The organism is Paraburkholderia caffeinilytica, assembly GCF_003368325.1.
GTDB lineage: Bacteria > Pseudomonadota > Gammaproteobacteria > Burkholderiales > Burkholderiaceae > Paraburkholderia > Paraburkholderia caffeinilytica.
In genome coordinates this window covers 1,390,094-1,406,078 of record NZ_CP031467.1, presented here as the reverse complement: position 1 = coordinate 1,406,078, position 15,985 = coordinate 1,390,094, and the positions used below count along the sequence as shown (strand labels likewise).

General features: G+C 62.0%; 13 protein-coding genes. 8 read left to right on the top strand and 5 right to left on the bottom strand.

The features are described 5' to 3' along the window. The first annotated feature begins 149 nt into the window (after positions 1-149). Entirely contained in the window at positions 150-1,259 is a 1,110-nt protein-coding gene (locus tag DSC91_RS22340) for an ABC transporter ATP-binding protein (protein ID WP_115780907.1), read from the top strand. 167 nt (positions 1,260-1,426) lie between these two features. Here the strand turns inward: DSC91_RS22340 and DSC91_RS22335 are convergent, their stop codons facing one another. The 3 genes from DSC91_RS22335 to dalD form a co-directional block, all read right to left on the bottom strand. After that, a complete protein-coding gene (locus tag DSC91_RS22335) occupies positions 1,427-2,374 on the bottom strand; it encodes a sugar-binding transcriptional regulator (RefSeq protein WP_115780906.1) in 948 nt (315 codons plus the stop codon). Positions 2,375-2,452: 78 nt separating this feature from the next. Continuing rightward, positions 2,453-3,934, bottom strand: coding sequence for a xylulokinase (gene xylB, locus DSC91_RS22330; protein WP_115780905.1), 1,482 nt, complete (start codon positions 3,932-3,934; stop codon positions 2,453-2,455). A 212-nt stretch (positions 3,935-4,146) separates the two neighbouring features. Continuing rightward, positions 4,147-5,559: a D-arabinitol 4-dehydrogenase gene (dalD, locus tag DSC91_RS22325; RefSeq protein WP_115780904.1), complete on the bottom strand. Its 1,413-nt coding sequence runs from the start codon at positions 5,557-5,559 to the stop codon at positions 4,147-4,149. A 387-nt stretch (positions 5,560-5,946) separates the two neighbouring features. Between dalD and DSC91_RS22320 the strand changes: the two genes are divergently transcribed. The 7 genes from DSC91_RS22320 (at position 5,947) to DSC91_RS22290 (ending at position 14,078) form a co-directional block, all read left to right on the top strand. Continuing rightward, positions 5,947-6,927, top strand: a complete 981-nt coding sequence (locus DSC91_RS22320) for an AraC family transcriptional regulator (protein ID WP_115780903.1) — start codon at positions 5,947-5,949, stop codon at positions 6,925-6,927. Positions 6,928-7,053: 126 nt separating this feature from the next. Next, positions 7,054-8,007, top strand: a complete 954-nt coding sequence (locus DSC91_RS22315) for an ABC transporter substrate-binding protein (RefSeq protein ID WP_115780902.1) — start codon at positions 7,054-7,056, stop codon at positions 8,005-8,007. A gap of 70 nt (positions 8,008-8,077) precedes the next feature. Further along, the gene (locus DSC91_RS22310; protein WP_115780901.1) at positions 8,078-9,598 is read left to right on the top strand and encodes a sugar ABC transporter ATP-binding protein; all 1,521 of its coding nucleotides are present in this window, start codon (positions 8,078-8,080) and stop codon (positions 9,596-9,598) included. Further along, complete coding sequence (locus DSC91_RS22305; RefSeq protein WP_115780900.1) at positions 9,585-10,619, top strand: ABC transporter permease; 1,035 nt, start codon at positions 9,585-9,587, stop codon at positions 10,617-10,619. Before DSC91_RS22310 ends, DSC91_RS22305 begins: the two co-directional genes overlap by 14 nt. A 34-nt stretch (positions 10,620-10,653) precedes the next feature. Continuing rightward, positions 10,654-11,748, top strand: coding sequence for an alcohol dehydrogenase catalytic domain-containing protein (locus DSC91_RS22300; protein ID WP_115780899.1), 1,095 nt, complete (start codon positions 10,654-10,656; stop codon positions 11,746-11,748). 51 nt (positions 11,749-11,799) lie between these two features. Continuing rightward, complete coding sequence (locus DSC91_RS22295; RefSeq protein WP_115780898.1) at positions 11,800-13,344, top strand: FGGY-family carbohydrate kinase; 1,545 nt, start codon at positions 11,800-11,802, stop codon at positions 13,342-13,344. Then, positions 13,341-14,078, top strand: a complete 738-nt coding sequence (locus DSC91_RS22290) for an SDR family oxidoreductase (protein WP_115780897.1) — start codon at positions 13,341-13,343, stop codon at positions 14,076-14,078. Before DSC91_RS22295 ends, DSC91_RS22290 begins: the two co-directional genes overlap by 4 nt. An 81-nt stretch (positions 14,079-14,159) precedes the next feature. Here the strand turns inward: DSC91_RS22290 and DSC91_RS22285 are convergent, their stop codons facing one another. Together DSC91_RS22285 and kynA are read right to left on the bottom strand one after the other, a co-directional pair. Further along, positions 14,160-14,645, bottom strand: coding sequence for a hypothetical protein (locus tag DSC91_RS22285; RefSeq protein WP_115780896.1), 486 nt, complete (start codon positions 14,643-14,645; stop codon positions 14,160-14,162). Between the two features lie 396 nt (positions 14,646-15,041). After that, positions 15,042-15,974, bottom strand: a complete 933-nt coding sequence (gene kynA / locus DSC91_RS22280) for a tryptophan 2,3-dioxygenase (protein WP_425272048.1) — start codon at positions 15,972-15,974, stop codon at positions 15,042-15,044. Positions 15,975-15,985: the final 11 nt, after the last annotated feature.

Here is a 15,985-nt window from a genome sequence, read left to right as displayed (position 1 = left end):
GAGCAGGACTTGAACAGCGTACAGAGAAGCGAATCAATGCAGCTGCTGAAGATAGGGAAGCAAGGCAAGCAAGGCAAGCCACATAGGCAACCGTAGCCGCAGCAGCTGAAGCATCGTTAGCAACAGACAGCAATACACGGAGACACATCATGGCAAGCGTAACTCTGCGCAACATCAGAAAAGCCTACGACGACAACGAAGTGATGCGCGACATCAACCTCGACATCCTGGACGGCGAATTCGTCGTGTTCGTGGGCCCGAGCGGTTGCGGTAAATCGACGCTGATGCGGATGATCGCCGGCCTCGAAGACATCAGCGGCGGCGATCTGACCATCGACGGCACGCGCGTGAACGACGTGCCGCCCGCCAAGCGCGGCATCGCGATGGTGTTCCAGTCGTACGCGCTGTATCCGCATATGACGCTGTACGACAACATGGCGTTCGGCCTGAAACTCGCCGGCACCAAAAAGCCGGAAATCGACGCCGCCGTGCGCAATGCAGCGAAGATTCTGCACATCGACCATCTGCTCGACCGCAAGCCGAAACAGCTCTCAGGCGGTCAGCGTCAGCGCGTTGCGATCGGCCGCGCGATTACGCGCAAGCCGAAGGTGTTCCTGTTCGACGAACCGTTGTCGAATCTCGACGCCGCCTTGCGCGTGAAGATGCGCCTCGAATTCGCACGTCTGCACGACGAGCTGAAGACCACGATGATCTACGTGACGCACGATCAGGTCGAAGCCATGACGCTGGCCGACAAGATCGTCGTGCTGTCGGCGGGCAATGTGGAGCAGGTCGGCAGCCCGACCATGCTGTATCACGCGCCGGCCAATCGCTTCGTCGCCGGCTTCATCGGCTCGCCGAAGATGAATTTCATGGAAGGCATCGTGCAGTCGGTGACGCGCGATGGCGTCACGGTGCGCTACGAAACCGGCGAGACGCAACGTGTCGCGGTGGAGCCGGGCACGGTGAAGCAAGGTGACAAGGTGACCGTCGGCATTCGTCCGGAGCATCTGCACGTCGGCATGACCGAGGACGGCGTGTCGGCGCGCACGATGGCGGTCGAGTCGCTCGGCGATGCGGCGTACCTGTATGCGGAGTCGAGCGTGGCGCCGGATGGCCTGATTGCGCGGATTCCGCCGCTCGAACGCCACAGCAAGGGCGAAACACAACGGGTCGGCGCGACGCCTGAGCACTGTCATTTGTTCGACAGCGAAGGGAAGGCATTCCAGCGCAAGATCGTCGAAGTGCTGGCCGCGTGAGCCGGTGAATGGGGAAGCGGCGGGCGCCGCTTTCCCACCGCTTCCCCGCCGTTCTCCTTCAATCACGCCCGGGATAAGCCGCCGCCGCACAGTTTTTGAGCGACGCCCGCGTGGGCCTCACGCGTCGCGAACAAGTCCCGGCAGGCAGCCGTCTTTGCGCGTCGCGCTCAGGCTTCGAGCGCGGCCCGTGCGCACAGCTCGTCGGTCACCAGTCCCGACAACCAGCCGCCTTTGAGCACCGCGATCAGCGCCTCGCGCTTGCGCTCGCCGCCGGCAAAGCCGATGGTGGGACGCCGCGGCGGCGAGTCGAGCGCGATGCTGGTGACGCGCCGGCCGGTCGGCGATTCGACGTGCGCGCCGGCTGCATCGATCGGCAGGCCGAGCATTTCGGCCACCGCACGGTTCTGCATCAACTCCTTCACCTCCGCGGAGGTGATGAAGCCGTCTTCGTGCAACGGACATTTCGGCCCGATATTGCCGACGCCGACGAACGCGACATCCGCCTTGGCCAATAGCGATTCGACGATCCGGTAGAGCCGGTGATTGCACCACTGCGCGCGTTCGGCCTCGCTATCGGCGAGCAAGGGCGCGGGCAGCAGAAAATGCTTGCCGCCGGTCTTCTCCGAAATGTGCAGCGCGACGTCGTAGCGGTTCGAGGAGCCGTCCTGGGCGATCGCCCCGACCATCGATACCAACCGGTGCTGAGGACGCTCCAGCTGCGCGATCTGATCGACTGCGGCCTTCAGCGTACGGCCGCTGCCCACGGCGACCACCATCGGCTTTTCTTCGCTGAGATAGCGTTCCATGATCTGCGCCCCGGCCACGGCCAGCTTGCGGTCGACTTCTTCCGACGTGTCGCTGTCGATCGGTACGACTTCGCACATGCTCAGGCCGTAGCGTTTCGACAGTTGATCGGCGAGCGCGAGGCAATCGGCCAGTTTGTGATCGACGCGCACGCGAATCAGGTTCTTCTCGACCGCGAAGGCAACCAGCCGCTGGGCGACCGGGCGGGACACCTGCAGCTTCTCGGCGATCTCGTTCTGGGTATTGCCTGCGACGTAGTAAAGCCACGCGGCGCGGGTAGCAAGATCTAATTTTTCTGTGGACTTGGGCACGGTAACGGTTCGCTTGAAGTGCGCCGATGATAGCAGCCGGTCCCCGCGTCTCGACGGGAACCGGCTGTGCTTTGCCGGTCAGGCGAGCGGTTGCCGCGCGGGGTCGAACAGCGGCCGCACGTGGCGGTAGAGCGCGCGATACGCTTCGAGCCGGTTGCGCAGTTCGGCGTGCCGTCGCGGGTTCGGCGTGAACTCCTTTTCGATCGGCGGCTTGGTCAGCACCTTGGCCGGGTCGCCGCCCGCCGCCAGCCAGCCGAGGCGAGCCGCACCGAGCGCCGCGCCGGTTTCGCCGCCGCCGTGCTTGCGGGTGGCGGTGTCGAGCGCATCGGCGAGCAGTTGGGCCCAGTAGTCGCTGCGAGCGCCGCCGCCGAGCAGGGACAGCGCCTTCGCTTCGGTGCCGGCCGCGCGCAATGCGTCGAGGCCGTCGGTGAGCGCGAGCGTCACGCCTTCAAGCACCGCGTAGCCGAGCAAGGCGCGATCGGTCGCGTGATTCATGCCGAAGAACACGCCCTGCGCGTACGGGTCGTTGTGCGGCGTGCGCTCACCGGACAGATAGGGCAGAAAGAGGGGCGCGGTGTTCAACGCCTCCGCCGGGAGCGCCTCGATTTCGGCGAGCAGGGTCGGCTCGTCGGTGGAGGTCAGCTTGCAGACCCAGCGCAAACAACTTGCCGCCGACAGCACCACGCTCATCTGATGCCAGCGATCCGGAATGGCATGACAGAACGCGTGTACCGCGGAAGCGGGGTTCGGCCGGAAACTGTCGCCGACCACGCACAACACGCCGGACGTGCCGAGCGAGACGAAGCCGTCGCCCGGTTGCGTCGCGCCGATGCCGATCGCGCTCGTGGCATTGTCGCCGCCGCCGGCCGCGACGATCACGCCGTCGCTCAAACCGAACTCGCGCGCCACCTCGGGAAGCAGGGTGCCGGACGGCGCGCTGCCTTCGCGCAAGCCAGGCATCTGCGCGCGCGTCATGTTGCAGGCGGCGAGCAGCGAATCGGACCAGTCGCGTTTGGCGACGTCTAGCCACAGCGTGCCGGCTGCATCCGATGGATCGGACACCTTGCCGCCGGTCAGTTGCAGACGCAGGTAATCCTTCGGCAGCAGCACGCAGGCGGTTTGCGCGAAGATTTCCGGCTCGTGGCGCGCAACCCATAGCAGCTTCGGCGCGGTGAATCCGGGCATCGCGAGATTGCCGGCCACGCTGTGCAACTCCGGCGCGCGCTCGGTGAGTTCCGCGCACTCCTTGTCGCTGCGCATGTCGTTCCACAGGATCGCGGGCCGCAATACGCGATCCTGCGCATCCAGCAGCACGGCCCCGTGCATCTGCCCCGAGAGGCCGATGCCGCGAATCTGCGCGAACTCGTCGAGATGCTTGGCGCGCAAGGCGGCCAATGCCGCGCGCGTGCCGGCCCACCAGTCTTCGGGATTCTGTTCGGCCCAGCGCTGATGCGGACGCGAAACGGTAAAGGGCGAGCCTGCGGTGCCGATCACGCGTCCATCGGAGGCGAGCAGCAGGACTTTCACTTCGGACGTGCCGAGGTCGATGCCGAGATACATGGGCGCGAAACCTTCGTCGTTAGGGATGCGCTACTTTAGCCGCATAGGGCAAGCGGTGCCATGCGCATTAAGCCTGGCACCGGCGTGGTTCGTTGCCGAACGGCGCGCAGCGCGCCGTGCTGGGTGAGTGCCGCGATGCCCGTTGTTGCCGGTGTCTCCATGCGCCACATTGGAGCGGAGGCGCTGGTTGCCGGCGCTGCACGTCAAGCTTGTCAAGCCGCGCCGCGTTTGGCCAGCCACACGTCGACACGCGCCAATGCGCCCGCCAATGCCGATTCCAACTCCGGCGTCTGCGCCATGCTGCCCCACAGCAGCCGGTCGGCGGCGAACGCCTGCAACGGATCGGGCGCGCTAAAGAAACCGCGGGCGACGCGCTCGTCCATCACGCCATCCTGATAGGCATACGGCAGCGTCCCGGCGTTCCAGCGCTCGAGGAAGCGGAAGAACAGCGCCGGCAGCATCGCCGTCGCCGCAGGCGTGACGCCGCGCTCGAAGCATTCCGCGAGCGTCGGCGCGATAAAGCCGGGCAGCTTCGAAAAGCCATCGGCCGCGACGCGCTGGTTGGTGTCCTGGATGTAGGGATTGCCGAAGCGTTCGAGCACCACGTCGCGATAGCGTTCGAGATCGAGCGGGCTCGGCGTGAGGCACGGAATCACGTCTTCGGTCACGTAATCGAAGGCGAATTTGTTGATGTCCGGATCGAGCGTGCCTTCGTGGATGTAGTTCAGTCCGACCAGCGTGCCCGCCCACGCAACGCAGCTATGCGTCGCGTTGAGAATGCGGATCTTCGCTTCCTCGTACGGCAGCACCGAGCCGACCAGTTCCGCCCCGACCTTTTCCCACGAGGGGCGCCCGGCGATGAAACGGTCTTCGATCACCCATTGGATGAAGGATTCGCCCATCACCGGGCAGGCATCGTCGACACCGGTGGCGGCTTTGACCCGCTCGCGCACGTCGGGCGTCGGGCGCGGCGTGATGCGATCGACCATCGAACTCGGGCACGCCGTGTTGTCGTCGAACCATTGCGCCAGTAAGTTCGCGCCGCGCCGTTCGAGAAACTCGCTCATGCCCGCATGAAAACGCTCGCCGTTGCTGCGCAGGTTATCGCAGGTCTGCAGCGTGACCGGGCCGGCGCCCCGCTGCATGCGGGCGTCCAGAATCGCCGCGAGCGCGCCGTAAATCGTGGTGTGGCCGCCGTTCAGATCGGCCGCGAGATCGGCATTGGCCGTGTCGAGTTCGTCCTGTTCGTCGAGGTAATAGCCGCCTTCGGTCACGGTGAACGCAATGATCTTGCAGGCCGGATCGGCGCCCGCTTCGATCAGCGCATCGAGACTCTCGGTCCACGGCACCACGCGCTCGATCGAGCGAATCGTCTCGTACGCGCGCTCGCCCTGCGGCGTGACGGTTTCGAGCGTATAGACGCCGTTTTGCGCGGCGAGCGCGTCGAGCACCGCGTTCATGTCGCTGCGGATATTGCCCACCGTCAGCGACCAGTGCGGCTCGCCCGCCACTTTCGCTTCGTTCAACCGATGGAGATACCACGCCTGATGCGCGCGATGAAACGATCCCGCGCCGATGTGCAGGATCACGTGTGCGGCCGCGCCGCTGCCTTGCCCGCTATTCATGTGCGTCTCCTGAATGTCCTTGATCGCACGGCTCGGCGCGTGCGTTTTTTCTTAAGGTGGAGCATTTGCTCTGTCTGTGAGCGAATGATCGTACCCGGCGAAACGAATGTCAAGGCGACGTAGACGGCTTTTCGTGGCGCAGCGCGGCGTGGCGGGATTTTCGGCGCGACTCGCGTGGCGTCCGCGCGTTATGGGACGTGTCTCACCGTGCGTATTGCATTGCATCAAATTTGACTTTCGCCGCGCCAGGACTAACCCGAATGCAAAAAAGTATCGGTCCGCGGTTTGATTTTTAGTGGTGGATCAGGCTTTTGGGCGCTACTTTTCGCTATACAAGACGAAGCTCAGCGGCACCCGCAACACGCCGCTTCATGGAGGACGACGCGAATGCAACCCGATCTGGAAGTCGTCGCCGTACGGCGCGACGAATCCTTCAAAGTGTGGTCGCACGGCTATCCGTATCGCACCGTGCGTTGGCACTTTCACCCGGAATACGAAATCCATCTGATCGTGGCGACGACCGGCAAGATGTTCGTCGGCGACCATATCAGCAGCGTTGCGCCCGGCAACCTGGTATTGATGGGGCCGAACCTGCCGCACAACTGGGTCAGCGACGTGCCGGAAGGCGAGACGATTGCGCAACGCAATCTGGTCGTTCAATTCGGGCAGGAGTTCGTGTCGAGTTGCATGAGCAGTTTTCCGGAGTGGCGCCAGGTCGAGGCGCTGCTGGCCGATTCACGCCGCGGCGTGTCGTTCGGTGCAGAAACGAGCGCCGCGATCCAGCCGTTGTTTCTCGAATTGCTGGCGGCGCGCGGACTGCGCCGTCTTGTGCTGTTCATGTCGATGCTCGAGATCCTGATGAACGCCGAGGACCGCGAGACGCTCGCGAGTCCCGCCTATCAGGCCGACCCGACCGGTTTTGCGTCGACCCGCATCAATCACGCGCTCTCGTATATCGGCAAGAACCTGGCCAACGATCTGCGCGAATCGGATCTCGCGCAACTCGCCGGACAAAGCGTGAGTGCGTTCTCGCGCTACTTCCGCCGTCATACCGGCTTGCCGTTCGTGCAGTACGTGAACCGCATGCGCATCAACCTCGCGTGCCAACTGCTCACGGACGATGAACTGAGCGTCACCGATATCTGCTTCAAGGCGGGCTTCAACAACCTGTCGAATTTCAACCGGCAGTTCCTCGCGGTCAAAGGCATGGCGCCCTCGACCTTCCGCCGCTATCAGCAGCTGAACGACGCGAGCCGCGACGCTTCTGAAGAAGCTGCCGCTCGCGGCGCGGGCATCGACAATGCACCCGCAATCGTGCTTGCGCCGGATTTGCCGCGCAGCGCCGCGGCTGCCTGTCCGCCGACGTAGTCCTTCCACGCTGCGCCTAAACCCGAAGCGTTCCAACTTACCCGCGTTTCAACCCCATCGCACTGTCCGCAGACAGCGTGAGGGACGTGCTCACCTAATCGAACAGGTTCAATGACGGAGACAACCATGACGCAATCCACCTCGAAGCAGACATCCTTGACGACCTTCGCGCGCAGCACCGCTCTTTGGGCAACGCTCGCGTTCGGCCTGTCGTTCATCGCCGCACCGGCGGCACAGGCCGCGCCGTTGAAGATCGGCATGACGTTTCAGGAACTGAACAACCCGTACTTCGTGACGATGCAAAAAGCGCTGAACGACGCGGCTGCGTCGATTGGCGCGACGGTCGTCGTGACAGACGCGCATCATGACGTCAGCAAGCAGGTGAGCGACGTCGAAGACATGCTGCAAAAGAAGATCGACATCCTGCTCGTGAATCCGACCGATTCGACCGGCATTCAATCGGCCGTGACGTCGGCCAAGAAAGCGGGCGTGGTAGTGGTCGCCGTCGATGCGAACGCGAACGGTCCGGTCGATTCGTTCGTTGGCTCCAAGAATTTCGACGCGGGTGAGATGGCTTGCGACTACCTGGCGAAGTCGATCGGCGGGAGCGGCGAAGTGGCGATTCTCGACGGCATTCCGGTGGTGCCGATTCTCGAACGCGTGCGCGGCTGCAAGGCGGCGCTGGCGAAAGTGCCGGGCATCAAACTCGTGGACACGCAGAACGGCAAGCAGGAACGCGCGACGGCATTGTCCGTCACCGAGAACATGATTCAGGCGCATCCGAATCTGAAGGGCGTGTTCAGTGTGAACGACGGCGGCTCGATGGGCGCGCTTTCGGCGATCGAATCGTCGGGCAAGGACATCAGGCTGACCAGCGTCGACGGTGCGCCGGAAGCGATTGCCGCGATCCAGAAGCCGAATTCGAAGTTCATCGAAACGTCCGCGCAATTTCCGGCCGACCAGGTGCGTATCGCGTTCGGCGTTGCGCTGGCCAGGAAGTGGGGCGCCAATGTGCCGAAAGCGATTCCGGTCGACGTGAAGATGATCGACAAGAGCAATGCCAAGGGTTTCAGCTGGTAAGGCGAATGCTCGTTGCCATGTGCATGTGCTTCTTCGATGAACATGGCGGCGAGCAGCAGAGGAGGATCCGATGGACACGATACTCAAGCTCGACAACATCAGCAAAAGCTTTCCCGGTGTGAAGGCGCTGCAAGGCATTCATCTGGAAATCGCGCGTGGCGAGATTCACGCCTTGCTCGGCGAAAACGGTGCGGGTAAATCGACGTTGATGAAGATCCTGTGCGGCATCTATCAGCCGGACGAAGGCATGATCACGATCGCGGGTGAAGCGCGTCACTTCACGAATTACCACGATGCGGTTGCCGCGGGCGTGGGAATCGTGTTTCAGGAGTTCAGCCTGATTCCGTATCTGAACGCGGTGGAGAACATGTTTCTCGGCCGTGAGTTGAAGAACGGTTTGGGTCTGCTCGAACGCGGCAAGATGCGGCGCGCGGCCGCCGCGATTTTTCAGCGCCTCGGTGTGGCGATCGACCTGTCAGTGCCGATTCGCGAACTGTCGGTTGCGCAGCAGCAGTTTGTCGAAATCGGCAAGGCGTTGTCTCTGGAAGCGCGCATTCTGATTCTGGATGAGCCGACCGCGACGTTGACGCCGGCCGAAGCGGAACATCTGTTCGCGATCATGCGCGATCTGAAGAAGCAGGGCGTCGCGATGATTTTTATCTCGCATCACCTGGAAGAGATCTTCGACGTGTGCGATCGCATTACGGTGCTGCGCGACGGTCAGTACGTCGGCATGACGGAAGTCGCGCAATCCGATGTGAGCCGTCTCGTGGAAATGATGGTGGGGCGCCGCATCGAAAACAGTTTCCCGCCGAAGCCGCCGTTGCGCGTCGATACGAAGGTCGTGCTCGAAGTCGACAAGCTGCAACTGCTGAAAGACAGCCCGATGCTGAGCTTTAATTTGCGCGAAGGCGAGATTCTCGGTTTCGCGGGACTGGTCGGGTCGGGCCGCACGGAAACTGCGCTGGCCGTGATCGGCGCGGACCCGGCGTATGAGAAAGAGATCCGCGTCAACGGCGAGGCCGCAAAACTGTCCGATCCGGCCGACGCATTGCGCGCCGGCGTCGGCATCTTGCCGGAGAGCCGCAAGACCGAAGGCCTGATCACCGATTTCTCGATCAAGCAGAACATCTCGATCAACAACCTCGGCAAATACCGCTCGCTGCGTTTCTTCATCGATCAGCGCAGCGAAGCGCGCGCCACTGCTGACATCATGAAGCGCGTCGGCGTCAAAGCCCCGACGATGCACACCGAAGTCGCGACGCTCTCAGGCGGCAATCAGCAAAAGGTGGTGATTGCGCGCTGGCTGAATCACCACACCAACATCCTCATCTTCGACGAACCGACGCGCGGCATCGACGTCGGCGCCAAAGCCGAAATCTATCTGCTGATGCGCGAACTCACCGCACGCGGCTACTCGATCATCATGATCTCGTCCGAACTGCCGGAGATCGTCGGCATGTGCGACCGCGTCGCCGTGTTCCGGCAAGGCCGCATCGAAGCGATGCTCGAAGGCGATCAGATCGATTCGAACGCCGTGATGACCTATGCAACAGCCGGCACCCGTGGAGCAACCCATGAACACGCCTAGTCCTTCTTCTTCGCCGAAAACTTCAGCTGTCAGTCGTGACGCTCCGAAGGAGGTCTCATCGGGGGATGCGCCAGGCGCGCCGATGCGCTTCACGTGGGCCGGGCTGAAACGCTCGACGCTGTTCTATCCGTTCATCGGCTTGCTGGTGGTGTGCATCGTGATGGTGTTCGCGAGCGACAGCTTTCTTTCCGCTGCGAATATCGAGAACGTGCTGCGTCAGGTGTCGATCAACGCGATCATTGCCGTGGGCATGACGTGCGTGATCCTGACCGGTGGCATCGATTTGTCGGTGGGGTCGGTGATGGCTTTGGCGGGCACGCTTGCCGCGGGTTTGATGGTCGCCGGCATGAACGCCGTGGCCGCGTTGGCGGTGGGGATTGCGGTCGGTTTGGGTTTCGGTGCCGCGAACGGGTTCTTCGTTGCGTTCGCCGGTATGCCGCCGATCATCGTCACGCTTGCGACGATGGGCATCGCGCGCGGCCTCGCGCTGATCTACACCGGCGGCTATCCGATCGACGGCCTCCCTGATTGGGTCAGCTTCTTCGGCAGCGGCAAGATCCTCGGCATCCAGGCGCCGGTCGTGATCATGGTGGTGATCTACGCGATTGCCTGGGTGCTGCTCGAACGCATGCCGTTCGGCCGCTACGTGTATGCGATCGGCGGCAACGAGCAGGCGACGCGTCTCTCGGGCGTGCGCGTGGCGCGCGTGAAACTGATTGTCTACACGCTCGCAGGTTTGACCTCCGCTTTCGCCGCCATTGTGCTGACTGCACGCCTGATGAGCGGCCAACCGAACGCGGGCGTCGGCTTCGAACTCGACGCCATTGCCGCCGTGGTGATGGGCGGTACTTCGATCTCCGGCGGACGCGGCTCGATCATCGGAACCCCGATCGGTGCCTTGCTGCTGGGCGTATTGAACAACGGCCTGAACATGGTCGGCGTGAATCCGTATGTGCAGAACGTGATCAAGGGCGGAATTATTTTGTTGGCGATCTACATCAGCCGCGACCGCAGAAAGTAACTCTTAACCGACGTCTTTTTAGCAGGACCATGCAATGACTCAATCCACGCATTCAGATAAGCAGGACATGACGGCGATCGTCTGCCACGCGCCGAAAGACTATCGCGTCGAACAGGTGTCCAAGCCTAAGGCTCGTGCCCATGAACTGGTGATCCGCATCGCCGCGTGCGGTATCTGCGCGAGCGACTGCAAATGCCATTCCGGCGCGAAGATGTTTTGGGGCGGCCCGAGCCCTTGGGTCAAAGCGCCGGTGATTCCGGGTCACGAGTTTTTCGGGTTCGTCGAAGAAATTGGCGAAGGCGCGGCCGATCACTTTGGCGTGAAGTTGGGCGACCGCGTGATCGCCGAACAGATCGTGCCGTGCGGCAAGTGCCGCTATTGCAAATCCGGCCAGTACTGGATGTGCGAGGTGCACAACATCTTCGGCTTTCAGCGCGAAGTCGCGGACGGGGGCATGGCGGAGTACATGCGCATTCCGCCGACCGCGATCGTCCACAAGATTCCTGACGGGATCTCGCTCGAAGACGCGGCGATCATCGAACCGCTCGCGTGCGCGATCCACACGGTGAACCGCGGCGAACTGCAACTCGACGACGTGGTGGTGATTGCGGGCGCGGGTCCGCTCGGCTTGATGATGACGCAAGTCGCGCATCTGAAAACGCCGAAGAAGCTCGTTGTGATCGATCTGGTTGAAGAGCGTCTGGCACTCGCGCGTGAATATGGGGCGGACGTGACGATCAATCCGAAGCAGGACGACGCGTTGGCGATCATTCATGCGCTGACCGGCGGCTATGGTTGCGACGTCTACATCGAAACGACCGGCGCGCCGATTGGCGTCAACCAGGGCATGGATCTGATTCGCAAGCTCGGGCGCTTCGTCGAGTTTTCCGTATTCGGCGCGGATACGACGCTGGACTGGTCGGTGATCGGCGACCGCAAAGAGCTCGATGTACGCGGCGCGCATCTCGGCCCATACTGCTATCCGATTGCAATCGACTTGCTGGCGCGCGGACTCGTGACGTCAAAGGGCATCGTCACGCATGGCTTTTCGCTGGAAGAATGGGACGAAGCGATCAAGGTTGCCAATTCGCTCGATTCGATCAAGGTGTTGATGAAGCCGCGTGCCTGAGAGTTTGGCGCAGCGTGGGTCAAGGACGAGCGGCACATGAACGGAGACTGTATGGACTACGTCATCGGCGTCGATATCGGCACGCAGAGCACCAAGGCGCTGCTGGTCGATCAGCACGGCGCGATCGTCGCGCAGCATGCGTCGAGCTATCAGCCGGATACGCCCAGGCCGCTATGGGCCGAGCAATGGCCGGCGGTGTGGTTGAAGGCGGTGGTGGAATGCATTGCCGCGTGCGTCCGCCAGGCGAGGGAGGCGGGCGTCGCGGCGAAGTCGATCAAGGCGGTATGCGTGAGCAGCTTGTATGGCGGCTCGGGCATTCCCGTTGATAGCGAGATGCGGCCGCTCTATCCGTGTCTGATCTGGATGGACCGGCGTGCGACCGATCAGGTCGAGTGGGTGCGTGCAAACATCGACCTCGAACGGTTGTATGCCATTACGGGCAATGGCGTGGACAGCTACTACGGCTACACGAAGATGTTGTGGCTGCGCGACCATGAGCCGGATGTGTGGGCGCATACGCGTTACTTTCTGCCGCCCAATGCCTACGTGATTTATATGCTGACCGGCGAGGTCGCCGTCGATCACAGTTCGGCGGGGAATATCGGCGGTATTTACGACATTGCGAAACGCGACTGGTCGGATGACGCGCTCGACATGCTCGGCATTCCCGCGACGATGATGCCGGAGCGGCTGGTGGAATCGTCGGACGTGGTGGGCGGATTGTTGTCGCAGTGGACGGGGCAGCTTGGGTTGGAGGCGGGCACGGCGATCGTCGCGGGTGGCGTGGATGCGGCGGTGGCGACGTTTGCCGCAGGCGTGACGCGCGCTGGGCAGCACGTTGCGATGATCGGTACGAGCATGTGCTGGGGGTATATCAATCAGACCGTCGACGCGCGGCATGGGTTGATCAGCATGCCGCACGTGTTCAATGGCCAGCGCGATATTTATGTGTTCGGCGGCGCGATTACGGCGGGCGCTTCGGTGACGTGGTATCGCGAGCAGTTCTGTCATGCGGAGACCGAGGCCGCACGTGCGACGCCGAATGGGGATCCGCATCGGTTGCTTGAAGAGAGCGCTTCGCAAATTCCGGCGGGTTCAGACGGCGTGATGTTCTTGCCGTATTTGATGGGCGAACGCAGTCCGGTTTGGGATGCAAAGGCGAGTGGGGCGTTTGTCGGCCTGAGCCTGTTTCATACACGGGCGCATTTGTATCGCGCGGTGTTGGAGGGCGTGTCGTTCGCGCTGAAGCACAACATCGAAGCGGGGCGTAAAGGTGCGCAATCTCTGGATGACAAGTTGATTGTCGTCGGCGGCGCCGCGCATTCGGATCTCTGGATGCAGATCATTGCGGACATCACCGGCTATCCGGTCTATACGATCGAGCAGGACGTGGAGGCAGCGATGGGCGCGGCGTTGCTGGCGGGAGTCGGCGTCGGCCTGGTATCGCGTGAGGCGGCGCAGAACGGATGGGTCACGCTGACTGAACGCGCGGAGCCGAACGCGCAACGGATGGCGTTGTACGCGCAGCGGTTCGGCATCTATACGGATTTATATCCGGCGTTGAAGCCAGTCATGCATCGGTTGCAGACATCATGAATGCTACGTTTGATTTTTCCGGCAGGTCGATTCTGGTCACTGGCGCATCGAGCGGAATTGGACGCGCGACGGTGGAAGCGTTGTGCGCGTCTGGCGCGAATGTGGTTGCTGCGGCGCGAAATGTGAATGAGCTTGCGCGGTTGACCGAGGAAACCGGATGCGAGCCGTTGATGCTCGATGTGAGCGATGAAGCGGCGATCGATGAAGCATTCGGTTCGTTCGAGGCGTTCGATGGGCTCGTGAACTGTGCGGGGATTGCTTTGCTCGAGCGTGCCGTGGACACGACCGGCGCGAGTTTCGATCGTGTGATGGGGGTGAATGCGCGAGGGGCGGTGCTGGTTGCCAAGCATGTGGCTCGCGGGATGATCGATGCGAAGCGAGCCGGCAGCATCGTGAATGTATCCAGTCAGGCTGCGCTCGTGGCGCTCGACGATCATTTGAGTTATTCGGCTTCCAAGGCGGCGCTCGATGCCGTTACGCGCGCGTTGTGCATCGAGTTGGGGCCCTACGGCATTCGGGTGAATAGCGTCAATCCGACGGTTACGTTGACGCCGATGGCGGTACAGGCGTGGAGCGATCCGGCGAAGCGCGATCCCGCTTTGATGGCGATTCCTTTGCGGCGCTTCGCTGAGTCGGCTGAGGTCGCGGTGCCGATTATGTTTTTGTTGAGCGACGCGGCTTCGATGATTAGTGGGGTTTGTTTGCCGATTGATGGGGGGTATACGGCGAGGTGAGGGTTGTTCGGCGCCGGAGCGAGGAGAAAGGCACGATTGGTCGCGCCTTCTTCGTCGCTGCGTGGTAGCCGCTATTTGACCTTAGTGCTTCACTGCTGTCTGCTGCGCGTTAGCTCGCGCACGCGCTGCTGTCTTTACGCGCCCCTGTTTACGCGTCACAGCTTTATCCGCCGCAGCTTCGGCTTCGGCTGCAGCCTCTCCTGCTTCTCGTCCCGCCTGCGCAGCATCCGAAAGAAGCTGTGTCGCAAGCTTGGCCGTGATGCGGCTGTGAGCGACCCCCTTGGCATCGAGTGCGATCACCTGGTACAGGTCACGGTCGCATTCGACTTCCTGCTGGTATTGCTCGACGGTATAGAGAAGATGTTCCAGCAGATTGCGCTCACGACGCCGCTCCTCAACCGTCGTGGCGGGGCATCGCGTGATGCTTGCCGCGAGATCAATCAGCGTTCGAAGCTGCTGGATTTGCCGGTCGCAAGCTCCAAACGCCGACAGTGCAAGCTTTTCATACTGGAGTGCATCAACGGGCGGGCGTGATGCAGTTTGACTTTTCTTGGTGGTCTTGGTCATGTGCGATTTCCGGTGTGTTCCTGGATCGCCCGACAGCCGTCAACCAATAGTTGGGGCGAGCGGGCACGTAGCGAGTTTGAGAGACCGGGCACAAAACCAAAACCGGCGAGCCTTGCGGCTACCTCACCACGGCCCGCCCATAGAAACAGACGTGCATGGTTGTGCACTACCCACTCTCGCTGATAGTGCGGTTTTGCGCTTCGGGCTCTCACATCCGGCCGCTTTGTTTGACGGCAATTAGCAATCTAACTCAACTGTTTTTTAAGACGATCAAACACACAGGCTAAACACGCGAATTGTGACCAATCTTTACATTCAGGTCGAAGCGTCCGCAGGTTGACAGGCAGCGCGCGAACGCAGTCCATGCTTCGCGCATTGACAATAGAAGCGTGCCGATCAAAGCATCGTCCTCACATGCCAAAGCTCAGGAAACAAAACCACATCCAGCATCTTCCGCAGATAAGGCGCACCGCTCGTGCCGCCTGTCCCTTGCTTGAACCCAATAATCCGCTCCACCGTCGTCACATGCCTGAACCGCCACTGACGAAACGCATCTTCGAGATCGACAAGCTCCTCCGCCATCTCGTACAGCTCCCAATGCTGCGAAGGATTCCGATAGACCTCCAGCCAGGCTGCTTCGACGGAAGCATCATGCACAGTAGGCTGCGTCCAGTCACGCTCCAACCTGGAAGGTGAAATCGCAAACCCGCGCCGCGCCAGCAAGCGCACGACTTCATCATAGAAAGAAGGCGATTCCAGCGAAGCCTTCACCTCTGCATACACATCCGCCCGATGCGCGTGCGGCTTCAGCATTTGCTCATTCTTATTGCCGAGCAAAAACTCGATCTGCCGATACTGATAGGACTGGAATCCGGAAGAGCTACCCAGATAAGGCCGCATCGCCGTGTATTCGGACGGCGTCATCGTCGCGAGAACGCTCCAGGCCTGCACAAGCTGCTCCATGATCCGCGACACGCGCGCAAGCATCTTGAACGCCGGCGGCAACTCATCGCGATGCACGGCCTTCAACGCGGCGCGCAACTCATACAGCGCGAGCTTCATCCACAACTCGCTTGTCTGATGCTGGATGATGAACAGCATCTCATTGTGATCCGGCGACAGCGGATGCTGTGCATCCAGCACCGTCCCCAGCGACAGGTAATCGCCGTAACTCATCGATTCCGAAAAATCGAGCTGCGCGTCGTGCCAGCCAGCGCCGGAATCGGAGGTGGCAGGGGCCGTAGTAGAGGCGGAATGAGCAACCCCACTGCCATGTCCAAACGGGCACCCTTGCGCCGGCTTCTCTTCGGGCAAGCCCGGCGTTTGCATGTGATCGGTGG

Excerpts from the sequence above, each read along its gene's own strand:
- DSC91_RS22340 (WP_115780907.1), top strand. The coding sequence starts at position 150 with ATGGCAAGCGTAACTCTGCGCAACATCAGAAAAGCCTACGACGACAAC.
- xylB (WP_115780905.1), bottom strand. The coding sequence starts at position 3,934 with ATGTATCTCGGCATCGACCTCGGCACGTCCGAAGTGAAAGTCCTGCTG.
- dalD (WP_115780904.1), bottom strand. The coding sequence starts at position 5,559 with ATGAATAGCGGGCAAGGCAGCGGCGCGGCCGCACACGTGATCCTGCAC.
- DSC91_RS22320 (WP_115780903.1), top strand. The coding sequence starts at position 5,947 with ATGCAACCCGATCTGGAAGTCGTCGCCGTACGGCGCGACGAATCCTTC.
- DSC91_RS22315 (WP_115780902.1), top strand. The coding sequence starts at position 7,054 with ATGACGCAATCCACCTCGAAGCAGACATCCTTGACGACCTTCGCGCGC.
- DSC91_RS22310 (WP_115780901.1), top strand. The coding sequence starts at position 8,078 with ATGGACACGATACTCAAGCTCGACAACATCAGCAAAAGCTTTCCCGGT.
- DSC91_RS22305 (WP_115780900.1), top strand. The coding sequence starts at position 9,585 with ATGAACACGCCTAGTCCTTCTTCTTCGCCGAAAACTTCAGCTGTCAGT.
- DSC91_RS22300 (WP_115780899.1), top strand. The coding sequence starts at position 10,654 with ATGACTCAATCCACGCATTCAGATAAGCAGGACATGACGGCGATCGTC.
- DSC91_RS22295 (WP_115780898.1), top strand. The coding sequence starts at position 11,800 with ATGGACTACGTCATCGGCGTCGATATCGGCACGCAGAGCACCAAGGCG.
- DSC91_RS22290 (WP_115780897.1), top strand. The coding sequence starts at position 13,341 with ATGAATGCTACGTTTGATTTTTCCGGCAGGTCGATTCTGGTCACTGGC.
- DSC91_RS22285 (WP_115780896.1), bottom strand. The coding sequence starts at position 14,645 with ATGACCAAGACCACCAAGAAAAGTCAAACTGCATCACGCCCGCCCGTT.
- kynA (WP_425272048.1), bottom strand. The coding sequence starts at position 15,974 with ATGCAAACGCCGGGCTTGCCCGAAGAGAAGCCGGCGCAAGGGTGCCCG.